A 19,296-nucleotide genomic window follows, 5' to 3' on the forward strand; every position below is an offset into this window, starting at 1 on the left:
GTCTTTACCCCCTTATTGCGTTGCAAGCTCCATTATTTTTTCCTGGTTGGCGTCTTCCACAGGCAGTTCCCCTTTGATTTCTCCCTGGGCCATGACGTACACACGGTCACTCATCCCAAGTACCTCCCCGAGCTCAGAGGAGATCATGATGATGCTTAGACCCTGTTCGATCAGCTCATTCATCACCGTATAGATCTCAAACTTTGCCCCGACATCGATTCCACGTGTCGGCTCGTCAAGGATGAGAAGCTTCGGTCCGACAAAGAGCCATTTACCGATCGATACTTTCTGCTGATTTCCCCCGCTCAAATTCCCGACGAGCTGTTCAAGGGAAGATGCTTTTATATGAAGAGAGGAGTGATAGCGTTCCGCCACTTTGATCTCCTCATTATCATTGATGATTCCTTTGGTAGAGATTCCGCCTAAGTTGGCAGCTGATATATTGCTTTTTATATCCTGAAGGAGGAAAAGGCCGTCATCTTTCCTGTCCTCTGTGACATACGCGATTCCCGCTTTAATGGCATCCTTCGTATGTTTCAGCGTGGTAAGACTGTTATCCCAGACAAGACTGCCTTCAAGCTTATAGGATTTCGCATTGCCGAAAATACTCAGTGCAAGCTCTGTTCTTCCTGAACCCATCAACCCGGCAATTCCGACAATCTCTCCTCTCTTCACGTGGAGATTTACGTCCTTGACCACCTCTCTGCCAAGCTGAGGATCATATGCAGACCAGTTTTGCAGTTCCAGAATAGTTTCGCCGTGGAATTTATTCGGCCGTTTCGGATAGATATCTTCAATATCCCTGCCCACCATGTTCTTGATAATGACTCCTTCTGACACTTCACCTTTTGATGCATCCAGGGTGCAAATGGTCAATCCATCCCGGAGGACGGTCGCCTTGTCAGCGATATGAATAACTTCCTTCAGCTTGTGTGAAATCATGATACAGGTGATGCCCTGCTTTTTCAGATCTTTTAACAATTCAAGGAGATTTTCACTATCGTCTTCATTCAGTGCGGCAGTCGGTTCATCGAGAATCAATAATTTCACGTCTTTGCTTAACGCTTTCGCAATCTCAACGAGCTGCCTCTTCCCTACGCTGAGGTCCCGCACGAGCGTGTCCGGATTCACATCGAGCTTCACCTTCTTCAGAAGCTTCTGCGCTTCCACAATGGTCCGGTTCCAATCGATGAATCCGCCTGCCTTCACTTCGTTTCCTGCAAATATATTTTCATATACTGTCAGATCAGGAAAGAGCGCCAGCTCCTGATAGATGATGGCAATCCCTGCGTTGACACTGTCACTGATTTTGTTAAATTGCTGAACGGACGCGTCGAACACGATGTCTCCCGTGTACGTCCCATAAGGATATACGCCGCTCAGCACCTTCATTAACGTAGACTTCCCGGCCCCGTTTTCACCTATCAAACAATGAATCTCTCCTTCTTCCACTTTGAAATTCACATCACTCAATGCTTTCACACCGGTAAATTCCTTGGAGATATCATTCATTTCCAGCAAATACTTATTCATTACAGTTAACCCCCTTTAACAAAAGCAATGACAATACGGAATGGCGGCGGACACTCCGGCCACCATTCCGCTACCTGTTATTCTTTTAAACCTGTAAATTCTTTCGCTTCGTAATATCCTGAGTCGATCAGCTCCGCTTTCACGTTGTCGCCATCAACCACGATGACTTCCGTTTGTTTCGCTTCCACTTCTTTCTCTCCGTTGTCATAAGATCCTGTCGTTTCAGGCGTTTTACCATCCAGTACGTCAACGGCAATACCCATTGCATCGGTTACGAGCGTACGGACATCCTTGAAGACTGTCATGGACTGCTTGCCATCGATCACATATTGAACAGACGCTTTCTCCGCATCCTGACCTGTCACGACGAAGCTTGTAACTGCCTTGTCGGAAGCAAATACATCGGCGATGGAACGGGCTGTTCCGTCATTCGGTGCAAGCACGGCCACATCACCCTTCATGTCTGCACCTGCGGCTGTCAAATGTGTTTGTGCTTTGTTTTTTGCTTCGTTTGGATCCCAGTTCGTTGTCACCTGACCAAGAATTTTACTCATCTCGTCACGGCTTAGCTCAGCTTTCTCTTTCAAGGATTCTGCTTCGCTTGAATTGGCGATTTTAAACGTTCCATCCGCTATTTTTGGTTGAAGGACGTTCCAGGCTCCCTCAAAGAACAAGAACGCATTGTTATCAGAAGCTGCACCTGCATAAAGATAAAGTGGTACATCCTTTCCTTCAGCGTGATCGATCAAGTATTGTCCCTGGGCTTCCCCAACGGCAACGCTGTCAAATGTGACGTAATAATCAACTGCATCTGTATTCGTGAGCAAGCGATCATAAGAAATGACCGTAATGCCTTCCTTCTTTGCTGATTCGACTGCAGCTGATGCTGCATCCCCATCCTGCGGTGTGATGATGAGCACATCGATCCCTTTGTTGATTAATGTTTCTACATTTTCTTTTTCCTTGGCAGAAGATCCTTGGCTGAATAGAATTTCAGTTGTATACTCTGAATCCTTCAGTGCATCTTTGAAGCGTTTTTCATCCTGCACCCACCTTGGCTCATCCTTAGTAGGCAATACAATTCCTACACTGACACCCTTTTTTCCACCCGTACTGTCGCTGCCGCATGCTGCAAGCAAGCCAATAAATAAAATGAGAATCATGAACATTGAAACCTTCTTCACTTCTTATTCCCCCTTTGTGATCAAGCTCAAGTTTAATTATATGAAGGATTGAAAGTGATTGTAATCGCTTTCACTAGCACTCTTTTGGTATCGTCTGTACTTTTTTGGTGTGGTGCATGAAAAAAAGGACGTTCCGTTTCGAGCCGGAACGTCCTTTTTTACTACAATTCATTGATTTGTTTTGTTAATTCGATAAACCTTTTATCCAGCGCTTCGTACCCTTCGTCACCCGGAAGCATGAAACTCAACCGCCCAAGCACTTCCTGTCTCTCCGTCTCGAGCTTCATCCGCCGATCTTCATGATCATTCCGTTCGGATGCCGGTTCTTCGAGTTGTTTCCTGACCGTCCGATTTTCGATCACAAGCTTCATCTCAGACGTTCTCTCAAGAAAGTAGCGGTCGTGTGAAACGATAATAAGCGTTCCGTTGTATGCGGAAAGCGTTTCTTCAAACTGTTCCCTTGAAGGAAGATCCAGGTGGTTCGTCGGTTCATCAAGGATCAACACGTCTTTTTCCCCGAGTATGTCTTTCATTAGCTTAATTTTCACCCGTTCCCCCATGCTCAAGTTCCCGATAGGCGAATGCCAATGGGAAGCCTGGAATCCAAGGTGCTTCATCAGTGTCTGGACTTTTCCTCTTTTCGCAAAGGTTTCACTGTAAAATAGATCCCCAGGCGTTTCATTGAGGGGAAGATCGAAGACTTCCTGTGTCAGGTATCCGATATGTGCGGAAGGTGACATCCATACCTCCCCTTCGGCGGCTTCCATTCCCAACAGTACCTTAAGAAGTGTCGTCTTACCGCTGCCATTCGGTCCTGTGATCGCAACCTTCTCTCCATGTTGTATGGTAAATTGAACATTTTCGAACAAGGTCCGTCCCTCGAAGCTTTTCTTTAGATTCTTTACTTCGAGGAACCGTTTGCCTGTCTTATGGGTGGCTGGGAGGGAGAATGTTACGGTTGGATCCTCCTCGACCTTGGTCACTTTTGTTTTCTCCAGTTCCTTTTCCAGGCGCTTTTGCTTCGATTTGATTTGGCTGTCCATGCGTTTTGCTTTGACGCGGTAATATTCTTTGTAGCCTTCCTGTTTTGTCGACTGAGCATGGGCTTTGTCTGACCAGGCAGAGAGCTCCTTCATCTGCTTCTCGATCCTCTCTGCCATTTTCTCTTGTTTTTCAAGCTCCCGCTGTTGCGTCAACCTTCGCTCCTTTCGCACTTTGGTATAACTTGAATAATTGCCTTTATGCTCAACCAGCTTCTTCCCTTCAATGGACCAGATCTTCGACACTGCTTCATCCAGAAAATATCGGTCATGGGATACGAGGAGGATTGTTCCCCTATATTCTTTGATCAACCTCGCCAGAAGCTCGAGACTCTGTTCATCCAGATGATTGGTCGGCTCATCAAGGAGGAGCAGATCTGCTTTCTCCGAAAAACCTTTTGCGAGTCTCGCCTTTAGTTTTTCTCCTCCGCTTAACAGCCGGAATTCGTGTTGAGGCACCTGCCATTTATCCAGTAACTTTACTTGCGAAGGGGTCATTCCTTCAGACGGATGGTTTTCGGTTTCCTGCTCCACAAGGATCTTCTTTGCATCATTCAGAAACCACTGAATCTGTCCCTCCGTCGGAATCCTGTTACCGGCAATTAATTGGAGAAGCGTCGACTTCCCTGCTCCATTCATGCCGATTAAACCAATGACATCCCCTTCCTGGATGCTTCCACTCACCTCATCCAATATCTTCTCGTCCATCACTTCATAGCTTACGTTCAATAACTTCATGATTTCTCGCAAAACATCTTCCCCTCTCTTTTAAAAGGGAGAATAAAAAAATCCTCCCAATGATGTTGGAAGGATCAGCCGGCAACGTACACAAAGAAAGCTATCTTGCATTCAATAGCTAACACGTTATTAAAAATGGGCAGACTAATCCTATTTAGGTTCATTTGAAATATGGAATTTCAAACATCTCGAAAATAAGATTAGTTCTTCATTGTCCACCCATCACTCCTGTCATATTCAGTAAATTCACCTTACCACAAATGCAGACTCCCTGGCAAAAGAAAAAAGCCGACACCATGTCCGGCTTCCTTCTTATGATGATTTACCCTTCGCTTGGAAAAATCCGCTTCACCATTTCTGCCATTTCTTCTCCGAATCCTGCTATCGGTTTTCCGTTTTCGGCTTTATCTGCATAATCCCTCATCCGATCGACAAAATCTGGGTTCGTGGAGACATACACTTTGCGGATGCTTCCATTTTGACTTTTCACCTGATCTGATATTTTTTTCTCGAGTGACTTTGTTACTTTCCCGTTCATGCGATCTTCAAGGTTCGCTGCAACATAGGCATGTTGATTCGTCGTCATGACATAAGCACTTTTCACTTCATTAAGCTCGGCTACCGCTTTTGCCTCCCGTTTGGCAAGGGAATACGCTCCATCCACCATTCCGTTATTGACGTAATCCCTGTTTGCCTGGTTATTGTTGTAGTTCACTTTTTCGAGATTCTGATTATTCAATTGCTGCCCTTCTTCAGTCGTATTGCTTGTGCCGCAACCTGCAGCGCTGATCATGACCATCAACCCTGTCACTGAAATCAATATAAACTTTTTCATAGACATACCTCCTGGATTAAAATCATCCTTACTTTCCCCTGCTTTTCAAAAAATATTCAGCCTATGATGTGTGTTTCATCCATGAGAAATAAAGGGAAAACTTGAAGGGCAGAATATGTTTGGAGGTGGAATGATGTTTCAGGCAGCTTTATGGGGAGGAATCACAAGTCTATCTCTCCTGATTGGAGCATTCATGGGGATATTTCTTCATATCCCAAAGCGTGCAGTTGCATATATTATGGCACTTGGTACAGGATTGATCATTGGTTCGAGCACATTTGATTTGTTGGGTGAAGCAGAAGGAAAAGCAAATCTGCTTCTTTTGATTTCAATGTTTTTGCTTGGTGCACTCATCTTCACTGTATTTGAGATTGTCATTTCAAAAAAAGGTGGCAGCGAACGGAAAAGGTCAAAGCAAAATCCCCATGGCCATTCAGGTTTAGCGATTTATTTCGGAACATTGATGGATGCGATCCCTGAATCGATCATTATCGGCGTCAGCTTCCTTGAAAGTGAATCCATGGGATGGATGTTCATCACCGCTATTTTTATCAGCAATCTACCGGAAGCGTTATCGAGCAGCATCGGCCTAAAGATGGATCAATACAGCACGAAGAAAATCCTTTTTTTGTGGGGAAGCGTCGTCATCTTGTCTTCACTCAGCGCGTTACTTGGATACACCCTATTAGAAGGGGCACCTGAAAGCACTTCATACATTATCGGTGCCTTTGGTGCGGGAGGATTGCTTGCCATGGTTTCGTCTACCATGATGCCGGAAGCCTTTGAAGAAGGCGGTCCAGTGGTGGGATTCCTTTCTTCATTAGGCATCATCCTGTCGTTTGTTTTCAGCACGTTATAAGCACATTTAAATCCGGACACACCCGTATTCTCTTTAAAAACACGGATGTTCGTCCGGATTAATGTGTGACGCCTTCATACCCTTTCTTTATTCTTCGTGGTCGATGGTCATGCCTTCAACAAAGCGTTTACCCATCACTTTATCTTTCTTTCTGTACGCTTTGCTCTTAAAGATGATATCAAAATCATACCCGTCCGGATAAAGCTCTTTCGCTGAAACATAAAGATTCAATCGTTTATGATTCACTGTCTTCTTCTCCCCTTTCACTTGCACAACATAATCGCCACGGTCATTTGGCCCTTCGAATATGATGCCAAACTCCCCTTCTGGTGAAACTTTCACATTATCCCCCATCTCAAAAAGCTTCGCGGAATCCATTGCTCTGTTCATCTGGGATTTCCCATGATTCCTCTTCTTATATTTGTTCACGATCACCTGCTTCTCCATTTCTTTCATAACATGATCATCGATTGGTTGAACACGATAGGTTTTCTTTTCTTTATAGGTGATTTCGTGTGCATGTTCGATGATCTCGGGATGCATCCCGAGCTTCAAGGCAATCGAAAATGCCTGGCTCTCCCCGCCTTTGCCAATGATGAGACGGTAAGTTGGCTGCAGCGTCTCGAGATCGAATTCCATGCTGCCATTGGTGAAACCATCGTGCTCTTCCGCGAAATATTTGATTTCACTATAATGGGTCGTGGCGAGGATGGTAGCCCCCTTCTCAAATAACTGATCAAGGATTGCAGTAGCTAGTCCCATACCTTCCAAAGGATCAGTCCCGGAACCCAGTTCATCCAATAACACGAGTGTACGGTCATTTGTTTCTTTTAGGATTTCAACAATGTTCTTGATATGGGAGCTGAATGTGCTTAAGTTTTGCTGAAGACTTTGACCATCCCCTATGTCTAATAAAATCTGCTGAAAGATGCTGATTTCACTGCCGGCTTCTGCAGGAATGTGGAGTCCGCACTGTGTCATGATGGTCAGAAGGCCGACCGTTTTAATGGTAACCGTTTTACCCCCTGTATTCGGTCCGGTTATGACAAGGGCATGGTAGTCTTCCCCGATCTCCACGGATAATGGGACTGCCCCCTTTCCGAGCAAAGGATGGACTGCATTCTTCAACTTGATCCTGTGGTCTTCATTGACGATGGCACTCACCCCATCATAGGAACGGCTGAGTTTCGCCTTGGCAAACAAGACATCGTAGTGAACCATCGTTTCGACGGCGAGCCTTAGTTGCGGTTCATAAGACTGCACCATCCCTGTCAGCGCCCAAAGGATATTCTCTATTTCTCGCTCTTCTTCCACTTTATAAATCAGCATCTGGTCCTGTTGGTTAGCAAGCTCCTCCGGCTCTATATACAGGGTGGAACCGGATGCGGATGTATCCAGGACGGAACCCTTCAGCTTCCCCCTAAACTCTTTTTTGATCGGCAGCACATAGCGGCCGTTCCGTTGGCTCACAATCGATTCCTGCAGGAATGATTTATATTTCGCAGACTTTACGATTGACTGGATTTTGTCTTTCAGTCGTTCTTCCTGTATCGTCAATTGCTTCCTGATCCGCAACAGCTCTTTGCTTGCATCATCATCCACCCGGCCGTTTCTGATGCACCTGTTGATTTCATCCATCAGGTCGGGAAGGTCTTCAATGCTGTGTACATAGGATGAGACCCTGGGCGCCAGCCATTGTTTATCATCCATATACCTTTTTAATTTCTTGCATGCATCCAGAAAATAATACAGGTTCATCAGTTGATCCGGACGGAGGGGTACACCTTTTGTCAGATTCCCCATCATCGTGTGGACACCGTCTAGCGCATGTATCGGGACAGAGCTGCTTTTTTCGAGAATTCTTACGGCTTCTGTCACCTCATCAAGGCGCATGTCGATTTGCCGCTTATTCGTTGAAGGAGTCAGCTTCCACAACTCTTTCTTCCCCTCCTCTGTAAGGGCAAAATGACTCAATGCTTCCTTAACCAAGTGAAACTCCAATACCTGAAACGTTTTATCGTTCATTTTTTCTCCTCCTAATAAATAAAAATAGGCCGCAATGAACAATGTCCATTACGGCCTTCTATCACATGTATACGACTCCCACCGGGCTGCACGTCTTGATCGTTCCCCCCTGATATTTATGAACAGTGGGGAATGAACTTGGATTTTGCGCACAAAAAAAGAGCTGTGCACAAAGACACAGCTCTCCGGATTAAGGAAGTGAGTATGCTATGATCATTGTTCTTAACTACACTGTACAGACACAGCTAAATAAGCTGATCCAATAGCCGCGAAAGGCGATTGGTTGCACAATGTCCGTATTCATTTACGGTTAGTTAAGAACGACACCTAACATATAACATACTCCCTTTTGTATACGAGTTTAATATTCTATTTCAGTGTACGACGGGTACCATTCATTGTCAACAGGCTACTGCAAAGATCTTTTGTACTGGAACCTTTTCCATTGAAAGCGGATAAAGCACCCGATGCAGAATCCTGCAAGTGCAATGGATGCTGCAAGGAATACCATGCCGGAGAAAAGGAAGAATCCAGTGGCCCACCCTGCAAAAGCACTCATGAGGGCAGCGCCTAAACAGATGACTGCGATGATGTTGTTGAATTGCTGCTGATCCGCGTCTTCTGGCGGATACGCTGATAGGTCCTTTTTCAAGAAAGGTTTAGACACCTTCATGACCGGGTTGAACTTAAATATCAGAGCAGACACCCCTGCAAGAAATGGGAGAAATAGTATTGCTTCTATATTGGAAAACCATGAAGCAGCCACTGTTAATACTATGAACCACTGATTGACCTGGACTAACGGTTTGGGTATTGAATTGGGATTCACTTTAATTCATACCTTTCTGATTGGAATTAGTGTATTTATAGTGTAACGGAAAATTTTAATAAAATCAAAAGAAAAAACCGGTATGAGCCGCCCATTTTTTGGAGGATACCGGTTTTCTTCATTATAGGGTTTTCACCAATGCTGCATGATGCCCTTCAGGATTGGCAGCGCCCATAAACATACGTCATGTAAGGGACAGATGTGGTTCATTTTCACTAAGTGAGTCTGTACCTCTCCTTCATTTCAAGGGGAGCCATCTTCACGATCAGCTGTACCATCAATCCAAACACAGCCAGGTCGTCCACAATCCCCACCAAAACCAGCACATCAGGAATCACATCCAACGGAAGCCAAAAATAAAAAACCACCAATCCGATCGATAACAGTTTCTTCCACAGCACTACATCCCGGGAACGGAAGAATTCCACGAGAAATGGAACAGAACGGCGGATATTCAACAGAAACTTTACTCTTTTGATGAATTTCATCATATTCATTTCAACGCCTTTTTCATCCATCATATCATACCATGATGAAGGACCGAGTCACCATTTCTTTCTTATGATAGGAAAAAAATAGACCTTTAACATTGACTAACACAGCCCCACATCAGATTTCGTCTGTTTCCGTAAACACCCGGTAAATTTCGCACAGTTCCTGCCTATCCTCTATCTTTTTCACGCAGTCGCGTGTTATAATCTGTTAGATTGAGTATTAGGAGGTAATTCACACATGATTCAAGTTTCAGATGTAAGTCTACGTTTTGGTGATAGAAAACTATTCGAAGACGTAAATATAAAATTCAACCCAGGGAATTGCTACGGTCTTATCGGGGCAAATGGTGCCGGTAAATCTACATTCCTTAAAATTCTTTCCGGAGAAATCGAGGCGCAGACAGGACATGTTTCAATGGGTTCTGGAGAGCGTTTAGCTGTCTTAAAACAAAACCACTTCGAATATGAAGAACATGAAGTACTTAAAGTCGTCATTATGGGGCATTCCCGTTTATATGAAGTCATGCAGGAGAAAGATGCCATCTACATGAAAGAAGACTTCTCAGATGAAGACGGCATGAGAGCCGCTGAATTAGAAGGTGAATTCGCTGAACTTAACGGTTGGGAAGCGGAATCGGAAGCTGCCATCCTCCTTAAAGGACTTGGCATCAACGAAGATCTTCACAGCAAGCAGATGTCAGAATTGACCGGTGGAGAAAAAGTGAAGGTCCTTCTTGCACAGGCACTATTCGGCAAACCGGATGTCCTCTTACTGGATGAGCCTACCAACCACCTTGATATCCATGCGATCCAATGGTTGGAAGACTTCTTGATCAACTTTGAAAATACGGTCATTGTTGTATCCCATGACCGTCACTTCTTGAATAAGGTATGTACACATATCGCTGACCTTGACTTTGGTAAAATCCAGGTCTATGTCGGTAACTATGATTTCTGGTATGAGTCCAGTCAACTTGCACTGAAAATGGCGCAAGACCAGAACAAGAAAAAAGAAGAGAAAATCAAAGAGCTTCAGGCCTTCGTTGCCAGATTCAGTGCAAACGCATCTAAATCCAAACAAGCGACATCCCGTAAAAAGTCGTTGGAAAAGATCTCATTGGACGATATCAAACCAAGCTCCCGCCGTTATCCATATGTTCAATTCAAGCCGGAGCGTGAAATCGGAAACGATGTCCTCCGTGTTGAAGGCCTGACGAAAACAATCGACGGCGTCAAAGTATTGAACGATGTAAGCTTCATCATGAATAAAGAAGATAAGATTGCGTTGGTCGGTGCAAATGAAATCGCCAAAACAACTTTATTCAAAATCCTTGCTGGTGAAATGGAACCTGACAGCGGTTCTTATAAATGGGGCGTGACGACAAGTCAGGCGTATTTCCCGAATGACAACTCTAAATACTTTGAAGGCAACGAACCTACCCTTGTAGACTGGTTACGTCAATATTCACCTGAAGACGAAAGTGAAACGTTCCTTCGCGGCTTCCTTGGACGTATGTTGTTCTCAGGGGAAGAAGTATTGAAGAAGCCAAGTGTCCTTTCCGGTGGAGAAAAAGTCCGTTGTATGTTATCCAAAATGATGCTGAGCGGTTCAAACGTCCTTCTTCTGGACGAACCTACGAACCACTTGGATCTTGAATCCATCACCGCGGTAAATAATGGTCTGATCAGCTTCAAAGGCGCGATGATCTTTGCATCCCATGACCACCAGTTCATCCAGACGGTTGCCAATCGTATCATCGAAATCACTGAAGATGGTATTATCGATAAAGAAACTTCTTATGATGAATTCCTGGAAATGAAAGCTGCCACTAAAGCTTAATGGAATATCAGTCAAAAAAGCAGACGCCCGTGGGCATCTGCTTTTTTGTTATGGCAGTTTTCGTAAACATTGTTGCTTTATACAAGCGAGATGCGGTTGATTTCCGCTCCAGATGCTCGCTTTCCGCGGGGATGGCGGTGAGCCTCCTCGGACTTCGTCCTGCGGGGTCTCACCTGTCCATCAGTTCCCGCAGGAGTCGAGCATCTTCCGCTCCAATCAACCATCGAAGGTAAAAACCAATATTCACTGTATTAACTGCTTATTCATCTTTTGAATAGTAATGATCAACGTAATTCCAATACATTACCCTTGATCAATTGCTATTTCAATTTTTTTATTCCACAATCTCAAATTACCAAAGATGCTCACATTAACGTTTAATAATAGCAACAATCAATGCGAAAAGAGACTTTGTTATATTCAGGGTTCAATCACTCAAGCCGTTTTTCACTAAATATCCTTTTATTTGAAAATAGCTTATTTCTTTCGGTAATTCTTCTTTAATCGGTTTTAAAGGGGAGGGGCCGACCTTCGAAACGGCTTCACCGATTAAGATTTCCTCCTCCGGTGTAAAGAGAATGCCCCAGTCGTCCATCATTCCTTCCTGATACACACGGATAATGTGATTCTCAATCGTTGCCGTGCTCATCCCCCGCTCCTTCGCAATATCCTTAATTCCTTTATGGTCTTTGAACAATGCAAAGCTGATCAGGTATGAAGGTGTGTCTGAGCTCTGTGCCTTTCGTGGTGAGCTTTTTACAATTTCTGTATGGTGTTCTGGGTTTTCTTTAAGGAAAGCTGCAATCTCCTCTATGAAAATGTGTCCATACCGCTCCATCTTGCTTTCACCCACTCCGCTGACTCCAAGGAATTCTTCAGGCGTGTTTGGTTTCTTTACACACATGTCCTGAAGGGATTTGTCTGAGAAAATGACAAATGGCGGTACACCTTCTGAGTCGGCGATTGTTTTCCGGAGGTTCCGCAATGCCTCGAACAATCCATCTTCTTTATGGATGATACCAGATACGGCAGGCTGCACTTTCCTCATGACCCCACGCTCGCCGGTCAACACCTCTTTACCTTTCGAAGAAACCTTAAGGATCGGATAGCTCCCCCCTTCCACGTGAATGACTCCTTCAGAGATCAAGTAGTCGATGAACAATCCAACTTCTTTTTGGGATTGATCCTTCATCAGTCCGTAGGTGGAGAGTCGGTCAAATCCAAAGTCACGTATTTTCTTCCCTTTCGATCCGGTAAGGACACCGCTGATGAGAGAAGTCCCGAACCGTTCGTTCATCCGCATCATGCAGGAAAGGACCATCTGCGCTTCCCGTGTGACATCCTCTGACTCACGGTCATCGAGACAATTGCTGCAATGGCCGCACGGCTCGTCCACCTGTTCACCGAAATAGGTCAAAATATAGTTTTGCAAACAGGCTTCCGTATGGACAAAGTCGATCATATCCCGGAGCTTCTGCATTTCGTTTTGGTGGAGGTCGGGATTTACGATATTCTGGTCAATGATATAACGTTGCGTCTGGATATCCTGAGGGGAAAACAACAGGATACATTCACTGTCCACCCCGTCACGACCTGCCCTCCCTGCCTCTTGATAATACCCTTCCATATTCTTAGGTATTTGATAATGGATGACGTACCGGACGTTCGACTTATTGATTCCCATCCCAAATGCATTTGTCGCAATCATGATGGTGACCGAATCATTCAGGAAAGCTTCCTGCTCCTCTTGGCGAATGACATCATTCAATCCACCGTGGTATTTTCCGACAGCATACCCCTTTTTTTCAAGATATGCATGAAGATTCTCCACTTCCTTCCGGGTGGCACAATAGATAATGCCTGAATGCATTGCATTCTTCTTTACATAGCTGTCCACCCAGCGCTTGCGGTCTTCGCCTTTTACCACCTGAAAGAAAAGGTTCGTCCGCTGGAAACCGGTTAATACTTTATATTGATCAGGAATATGTAAATGATGAAGGATATCTGCCTGTACTTCCGGAGTAGCGGTTGCTGTCAGAGCAAGAATGGTAGGATTTGATTGCAGTTGATTCACTGCTTTGGATATTCCGAGATAACTCGGCCGGAAATCATGTCCCCATTGGGATAAACAGTGGGCTTCATCGACTGCTACAAGGGGAATCGGCAGTGTATTGAGAAAACGGATAAATCCATATGACTCTAAGCGTTCCGGGGCGATATATACGAGCTTGTAATCCCCTGATGCGATCTCTTCCATCCTCTTGTCTGCTTCACTGTTGGTCAGTGTACTGTTGATATAGGTAGCAGGTATTCCCTGGTGCACGAGCGAATCCACTTGATCCTTCATCAGGGAGATGAGTGGCGATATAACGAGCGTCACACCATCTAGCATAAGGGCAGGCACCTGGTAACAAATCGACTTACCGCCGCCTGTAGGCATGATCCCGACCGTGTTATGTCCCTGGAGTATATATTCTATTATGTCTTCTTGCCCTTCCCTGAATGTGTCGTAACCGAAGTATTGCTTTAAAACCATTTGCGCTTCTTTAATCACAAGCTTCCCTCCATCTGTATATTGTCTCCCTTTATTGTATTTCACAAAAAGGCACGTGCCAATACACTTGGCTGAATTTCCTTAGAGAGTGCCTTCCCTGCACGGTGATTTGCGTCTTAACGAAAAAGGCCGTACATGAGAATTTCATCATGTACAGCCACTTCATTAAAACCATTTAACCGTTTTTTCTTCTTTATTCACTTCAACGGGTTTTGACAGCTTCCAGAAGCTATCCCATACGGTATCCTTTTGATCGGCGGTGGTGTTTTTTGGCTCTTTCTCTTTTTTATTGGACATAGCGCTCCCTCCTTCATGCCTCATTCCCTACATACTATTCAATTTTCAAAAAAGAGTTTAAACAATTTTTAAAAGCGTAAGGCTGTTTTCGTAAACATTGTGGCTTTTAGACAATCGAGGTGCGGTTGATTTCCGCTACAGATGCTCGCTTTCCGCGGGGATGGCGGTGAGCCTCCTCGGCTTCGCCTGCGGGTCTCACCTGTCCATCAGTTCCCGCAGGAGTCGAGCATCTTCCGCTCCAATCAACCATCGAGGATAAAAACCATAAATTCACTGGGTTAAATGCTTATTTATCATCTAAAAAATAGTGATAATCCTAATTCAAGTGCATTGCCTTTGATTTATTGCTATGGCATTTTTTATTCCACAGTATGAAATCACCGAAGATGCTCACATTAACGTCTAATAATAGCAACAATCTATGCGAAAAGAGCCTTACAAAAAGATTCTTTTATAGAACCAAAAAAGAACCGGTCAGCTGACCGGTTCTTACAATCGATTAAGATGATTTCATCGTTGGGTGCGGATTGTCTACCACTTGCAGTACTTTAGTGGATGTGACCATATCTTCTTTACAGAGCGGGCATTTAGGTGTGTCTTCACTTTTGAAATTGTCCCGCATCCAGCCTTTACATCCTTCCGATGAACAGGCCCAGATTTTTGTTTCTTCTGTTTTGATTTCTTCCTCAACTTGATTTCTACGACCAAAAGCCATTGAACGTCCTCCTTTAAGGTAAGTAGGATTTTCTTGCTAAGCTTTCTAACAGGAAAATAATGTTGTGGTAATGTATGCTGCAGATCATATGTGGATATCATCGTTCGATAAATAAATCGGATGTTTTGCTTCGATTATTTCCATTATACCATACTTTTATCCATTTTAATATACGAACACCAAAGTATTGGCATTTATGTACCGTTCCCGATTTTGTTAATTTCTTGTTTGTTTTCTTGATGATGAAGCTTTCACGCCACCTTGAAGCTCCTCGTTAGTCGTTCCTTGTGCTTCCACTTCCGGAGAACCAAGTCCTGCTTTAGACGGATCTTTCTTCTTTTTACCCATCGATATCACCTCCACCCATACTTTTCCCAAATTTATACTTATTTATGTACCAAGTCCCCTTCTATTCTTGTGCTGAATGTGGATATAGCCATTGGTTTGTGGGAACTCTAATGACTAAATTGACATCCAGGGTGTTGAATACATTGTTTAAACGAAGAAAAGTGCAAAAGGAAATCGACGAGGGTCTTCCACACAGCTTCGACATACAAGAGTTCCATGAAGAACTTCTTTTTCTCGTCAGCAACAGTGAGGACTTGGTTTTACGCACCATTACGCTTGACGGGCAGGAAGTGGCGATTGCCTATTTCGAAGATCTGGTCAATGCTTCATTCATGCAGGACAGCATCGTACGGCCCCTTGAAGAATTCACCGGTGAAATTGATTATCGTGGGATCAAAAATACAATAAATATTGCAAAGCTGACCGAGACCAATTCCATCACTGATGTGGTGGATAATTTAGTGAACGGGACCGTTTATATTTTCAAACAAGGCGATACCCATGGCATACTTGCTGATATTGCCGATAAAGGTACACGGGCCCTGGAAAAGGCTGAAACAGAATCACTCGTCTTCGGACCAAAAATTTCCTTCACTGAATCCATTGCAAAAAATTTAAACCTGATTCGTTCCAACGTCAACGATCCTAAACTATGCGTAGAAACATTCATGATCGGGACCAGGACAAAAAAGAAGGTACAGCTGATTTACATAAAAGATATTGCAGAAGAAGACAACGTCAATACATTCCGTCAAAGAATCACCGATATAGAAGTGGACAGTATCATAGACTCGACTGTGCTTGCACAAATGATTGAGGATGACTCCTACACGATTTTCCCTCAATTCATCACAACTGAACTTCCAGACCGCTGCACCATTTCCCTCCTCCACGGGAAGATCGTATTACTGGTTGACAGAAGCCCGACAGCGATCATCGGGCCGTCGACTTTGATGAATTTCTTCGAATCAACCGAAGATATATATATGAGATGGAATATGGGCACTTTCTTGAGGATGATCCGCTTCGTTGCCATCTTTTTCTCGATATTGCTGACACCTGCATACGTGGCAGTGTTAACGTACCATTACGAAGTGATTCCATCCGCCCTGCTCGTATCCCTCGGTCAATCCAGATCCAATGTGCCATTCCCTCCCGTGTTCGAGGCACTGTTATTGGAATTCATCATTGAACTGTTAAGGGAAGCTGGGGCGAGACTGCCTACAAAGGTAGGTCAGACGATGGGAATTGTCGGCGGGATTGTCATCGGACAAGCATCTGTGCAAGCCGGCTTCACGAGCAATATCCTGATTATCATCATTGCCATTTCTGCCCTGGGCTCGTTTACAGCGCCGAGTTATGCGATCGGTACCGCTGTCCGCATCCTCCGCTTTCCGATCATTGTGATGGCGGGTTTATACGGAGGTGTCGGGATCATGTTCTGTTTTTGTTTCTTGTTGATTCATCTATTGAAGATCACGACGTTGGGGAGGCCATATTTGTCCCCTATTTATCCATTCAGGTTCTCTGATTTGAAATACAGCATTTTTCGCCTTCCCTATCAATTTTTAGATAAGCGTCCGGTATCGAACCGGCCGATCGATCAGGGTCGGATCCCGGTTAAGAAGGCACATATGAAGAAAGACGTTGATGAATGAAGGGTGAGTGTATGAATGTAAATGTGAATCCCCATGACCGGTTAATGTTCAATGCTTTTTTAATCATGTTCATCATTCACACCGCCCAGACAGGCGTGGGGATCGCAGGACTCCCACGTGTCATTTTCCTCGAGACGAACCGGGATGCCTGGATCTCTGTCTTTCTTTCCGGCTTCCTTGTGGCCTTCGTCCTTTTCATTATGGTGAAGATGCTTGAAACATACCCCAGTGCTGATTTATACGGCATCCACATGGATGTATATGGAAAATGGTTGAGCAAAGCCTTCAATCTTCTCTATATCCTCTATTATCTCAGCATCACCTATGTGATCCTTATGAACTACATTGAGATGGTACAGGCATGGATATTTCCCAAAATGCCCAATTGGCTCTTGATGGGACTATTGCTCTTTTTACTTGTATACGCCGTACTCGGAGGGATCAGGGTAGTGGTCGGAATCGCATTTCTTGGTCTCATTCTGGCTTTCTGGTTATTATTCATGATCTACACCCCCATAAAATATATGGATTTTAATCATCTTCAGCCGGTTTTGACGTCTTCGCCGAAGGAACTCATGATGGGGGTTTACAAAACAAGCTTTACAATCATCGGATTTGAAATGCTGCTGTTTACTTATCCTTATATAAAAGAAAAGAAACAAGCATTGAAATATGCCCTGTTCGGGACAGCTTACACCACGTTTCTCTACACCGTCGTGACCGTAGTTTGCATCGGGTTCTTTTCGGAAGATGCATTGACCAAGACAATTTGGCCTGTATTGTCAATGTTCAAGATTCTACGAATCCCAAACCTTGAACGCTTCGAATTCATCGCTGTATCATATTGGATGCTGGTGATTTTGCCGAATATCTGCTTATTTTTCTGGGCATCCACACGGGGTATGAAGAGGGTATTTAAGCTGTCACAGAAGAAAGCCATCTTTTTATTCGCCGGGATACTGTGGATATGTTCTATTTTGGTCAAGGACCGGATGACGATGAATATGATTACGGATAAGATCGGAACAACGAGCTTCATCCTCTCTTTCATCTATCCCTGCTTTTTATTCCTTCTTGTGAAAATAAAAAGATTGGTCAATAGGAAAGGAGCGGACATATGAAGAAAAAGCTCTCATGCTTCTTGCTCTGCCTTTCTGTTTTCTTTTTAAGTAGCTGTGTCGAAACCAAGTATCTTGAAAAACTTGGACTCATCACAGCGGTTGGCTATGATCAGGCTGACGGTGAAAGAATCAAGGGAACGATCGTCCTGTATCAGTTTAACCCTGCCATGGAAGATGTGGAGAAAATCCTCACAAGTGAATCCAAGACAAGCAAAGGGATTCGTCTTTCACAAAATTTAGAAACCGACCATAAGCTTGTGTCGGGTCAACTCAGGATCGCTGTATACGGTAAAGAATTGGCCAAGAAAGGCATCGCACATTTAGTGGATACGCTAGAAAGGGATTCAGCAATCGGGAATATGGTGTACCTGGGAATTGCCGAAAACACAGCAGAAGAAATCCTCTCCTATCAAATGGAGGAAACCCCTTCTAACAAAGGAACATATCTATACAATCTAGTGAGACAAAATGTTGAGTCTGAAATGCTTGTGTCTCCTACTTTACAAGAGTTCATCACTGATTACGGCAGTGTCGGGAAGGATCCGATCCTACCCTTACTAAAAGCAGCCGACGGCAAAGTCGGAGTAGACGGGTTCGCACTCTTTTCCAGGGATCGATTCATAAAAGAGATACCTAAAGAAAAAACTTTCTATATACGATCATTAATAGAAGATTATAAATCAGGAAGCGTAGAGGTGGAATTGCCAATCGAAAAGTTCAAGCCATACTTGGCAAGTCTTCACCTCGGGCAAGAAAATGATAAAGTGTTTATGATGATCGACAGCATCCATTCTTCACACAATATCAAAGTGACCGATAAGGAAAAGCCAGAATTCAATATTCAGCTAGATATGAAATCCAGGGTACTGGAGTTATCAGAGGAAATGAGCCTTTCTAAACCTGATGTTTTGCACCTGCTTGAACAAGAGGTAAGTGCGTACATTGAGAAAAATATCAAAGACATCGTCCTCATGCTGCAAGAGGAAGGGACGGATCCGATCGGTTTCGGATTGGAATTAAAAAGCCTCAGGGGAAACCAGCATATGACGAGGAAAGAATGGGATAAGAGATACAGTGAGGCGGTCTTCCATGTATCTGTGAAGAATGAAATCATCCGTACCGGTGTGATTGATTAATCATATGAGCGCCGAGCATTACTATTGATTCCAAAGCTGCGTCTCTCCATGATCAGTTAGTATTCTTTTAAAAAACGGTTATGTATAATA

General features: G+C 44.1%; 16 protein-coding genes. 5 read left to right on the plus strand and 11 right to left on the minus strand.

The window, feature by feature from the left end:
• Positions 1-12: 12 nt before the first annotated feature.
• The 4 genes from KH172YL63_RS12070 to KH172YL63_RS12085 form a co-directional block, all read right to left on the minus strand.
• The gene (locus KH172YL63_RS12070) at positions 13-1,533 is read right to left on the minus strand and encodes a sugar ABC transporter ATP-binding protein (RefSeq protein WP_173106336.1); all 1,521 of its coding nucleotides are present in this window, start codon (positions 1,531-1,533) and stop codon (positions 13-15) included.
• Between the two features lie 77 nt (positions 1,534-1,610).
• The gene (locus KH172YL63_RS12075) at positions 1,611-2,702 is read right to left on the minus strand and encodes a sugar ABC transporter substrate-binding protein (protein WP_173108156.1); all 1,092 of its coding nucleotides are present in this window, start codon (positions 2,700-2,702) and stop codon (positions 1,611-1,613) included.
• A gap of 176 nt (positions 2,703-2,878) precedes the next feature.
• Positions 2,879-4,507 (minus strand): ribosomal protection-like ABC-F family protein, encoded by a 1,629-nt coding sequence (gene abc-f, locus KH172YL63_RS12080; RefSeq protein ID WP_173106337.1) that lies wholly within the window; start codon positions 4,505-4,507, stop codon positions 2,879-2,881.
• Between the two features lie 310 nt (positions 4,508-4,817).
• Positions 4,818-5,330, minus strand: a complete 513-nt coding sequence (locus KH172YL63_RS12085) for a YhcN/YlaJ family sporulation lipoprotein (RefSeq protein WP_173106338.1) — start codon at positions 5,328-5,330, stop codon at positions 4,818-4,820.
• 133 nt (positions 5,331-5,463) lie between these two features.
• Between KH172YL63_RS12085 and KH172YL63_RS12090 the strand changes: the two genes are divergently transcribed.
• A complete protein-coding gene (locus tag KH172YL63_RS12090; RefSeq protein ID WP_173106339.1) occupies positions 5,464-6,189 on the plus strand; it encodes a ZIP family metal transporter in 726 nt (241 codons plus the stop codon).
• 87 nt (positions 6,190-6,276) lie between these two features.
• Here the strand turns inward: KH172YL63_RS12090 and KH172YL63_RS12095 are convergent, their stop codons facing one another.
• The 3 genes from KH172YL63_RS12095 to KH172YL63_RS12105 all read right to left on the minus strand — a co-directional run bounded on the left by KH172YL63_RS12095 (position 6,277) and on the right by KH172YL63_RS12105 (position 9,540).
• Positions 6,277-8,214: an endonuclease MutS2 gene (locus tag KH172YL63_RS12095; RefSeq protein ID WP_173106340.1), complete on the minus strand. Its 1,938-nt coding sequence runs from the start codon at positions 8,212-8,214 to the stop codon at positions 6,277-6,279.
• A 409-nt stretch (positions 8,215-8,623) separates the two neighbouring features.
• Complete coding sequence (locus KH172YL63_RS12100; RefSeq protein ID WP_269475146.1) at positions 8,624-9,043, minus strand: DUF4395 domain-containing protein; 420 nt, start codon at positions 9,041-9,043, stop codon at positions 8,624-8,626.
• 215 nt (positions 9,044-9,258) lie between these two features.
• A complete protein-coding gene (locus tag KH172YL63_RS12105) occupies positions 9,259-9,540 on the minus strand; it encodes a YkvA family protein (RefSeq protein ID WP_232066009.1) in 282 nt (93 codons plus the stop codon).
• A 235-nt stretch (positions 9,541-9,775) separates the two neighbouring features.
• Between KH172YL63_RS12105 and KH172YL63_RS12110 the strand changes: the two genes are divergently transcribed.
• Positions 9,776-11,377 (plus strand): ABC-F family ATP-binding cassette domain-containing protein, encoded by a 1,602-nt coding sequence (locus tag KH172YL63_RS12110; RefSeq protein ID WP_173106341.1) that lies wholly within the window; start codon positions 9,776-9,778, stop codon positions 11,375-11,377.
• Between the two features lie 427 nt (positions 11,378-11,804).
• Here KH172YL63_RS12110 and recQ read toward each other — a convergent pair whose 3' ends face one another.
• The 4 genes from recQ to KH172YL63_RS12125 form a co-directional block, all read right to left on the minus strand.
• On the minus strand, positions 11,805-13,931 hold the full coding sequence (gene recQ, locus KH172YL63_RS12115; RefSeq protein ID WP_173106342.1) for a DNA helicase RecQ: 2,127 nt from the start codon (positions 13,929-13,931) through the stop codon (positions 11,805-11,807).
• A 165-nt stretch (positions 13,932-14,096) separates the two neighbouring features.
• Positions 14,097-14,228 carry a hypothetical protein gene (locus KH172YL63_RS21735; protein WP_269475147.1) on the minus strand — a complete coding sequence of 44 codons (132 nt, stop codon included), beginning with the start codon at positions 14,226-14,228 and terminating at the stop codon, positions 14,097-14,099.
• Positions 14,229-14,727: 499 nt separating this feature from the next.
• Positions 14,728-14,943, minus strand: a complete 216-nt coding sequence (locus tag KH172YL63_RS12120; RefSeq protein ID WP_173106343.1) for a cold-inducible protein YdjO-related protein — start codon at positions 14,941-14,943, stop codon at positions 14,728-14,730.
• A 216-nt stretch (positions 14,944-15,159) separates the two neighbouring features.
• Positions 15,160-15,291: a YuzL family protein gene (locus tag KH172YL63_RS12125; RefSeq protein ID WP_173106344.1), complete on the minus strand. Its 132-nt coding sequence runs from the start codon at positions 15,289-15,291 to the stop codon at positions 15,160-15,162.
• A 110-nt stretch (positions 15,292-15,401) separates the two neighbouring features.
• Between KH172YL63_RS12125 and KH172YL63_RS12130 the strand changes: the two genes are divergently transcribed.
• From KH172YL63_RS12130 to KH172YL63_RS12140, 3 genes are read left to right on the plus strand one after another with little or no spacing between them, the layout of a single operon-like run.
• Positions 15,402-16,949, plus strand: a complete 1,548-nt coding sequence (locus KH172YL63_RS12130; protein ID WP_173106345.1) for a spore germination protein — start codon at positions 15,402-15,404, stop codon at positions 16,947-16,949.
• An 11-nt stretch (positions 16,950-16,960) separates the two neighbouring features.
• The gene (locus KH172YL63_RS12135; RefSeq protein ID WP_173106346.1) at positions 16,961-18,070 is read left to right on the plus strand and encodes a GerAB/ArcD/ProY family transporter; all 1,110 of its coding nucleotides are present in this window, start codon (positions 16,961-16,963) and stop codon (positions 18,068-18,070) included.
• The gene (locus KH172YL63_RS12140; RefSeq protein ID WP_173106347.1) at positions 18,067-19,206 is read left to right on the plus strand and encodes a Ger(x)C family spore germination protein; all 1,140 of its coding nucleotides are present in this window, start codon (positions 18,067-18,069) and stop codon (positions 19,204-19,206) included. The genes KH172YL63_RS12135 and KH172YL63_RS12140 overlap by 4 nt, the downstream gene beginning before the upstream one ends.
• Positions 19,207-19,296: the final 90 nt, after the last annotated feature.

Source organism: Bacillus sp. KH172YL63 (assembly GCF_011398925.1).
Lineage (GTDB): Bacteria > Bacillota > Bacilli > Bacillales > Bacillaceae_B > Rossellomorea.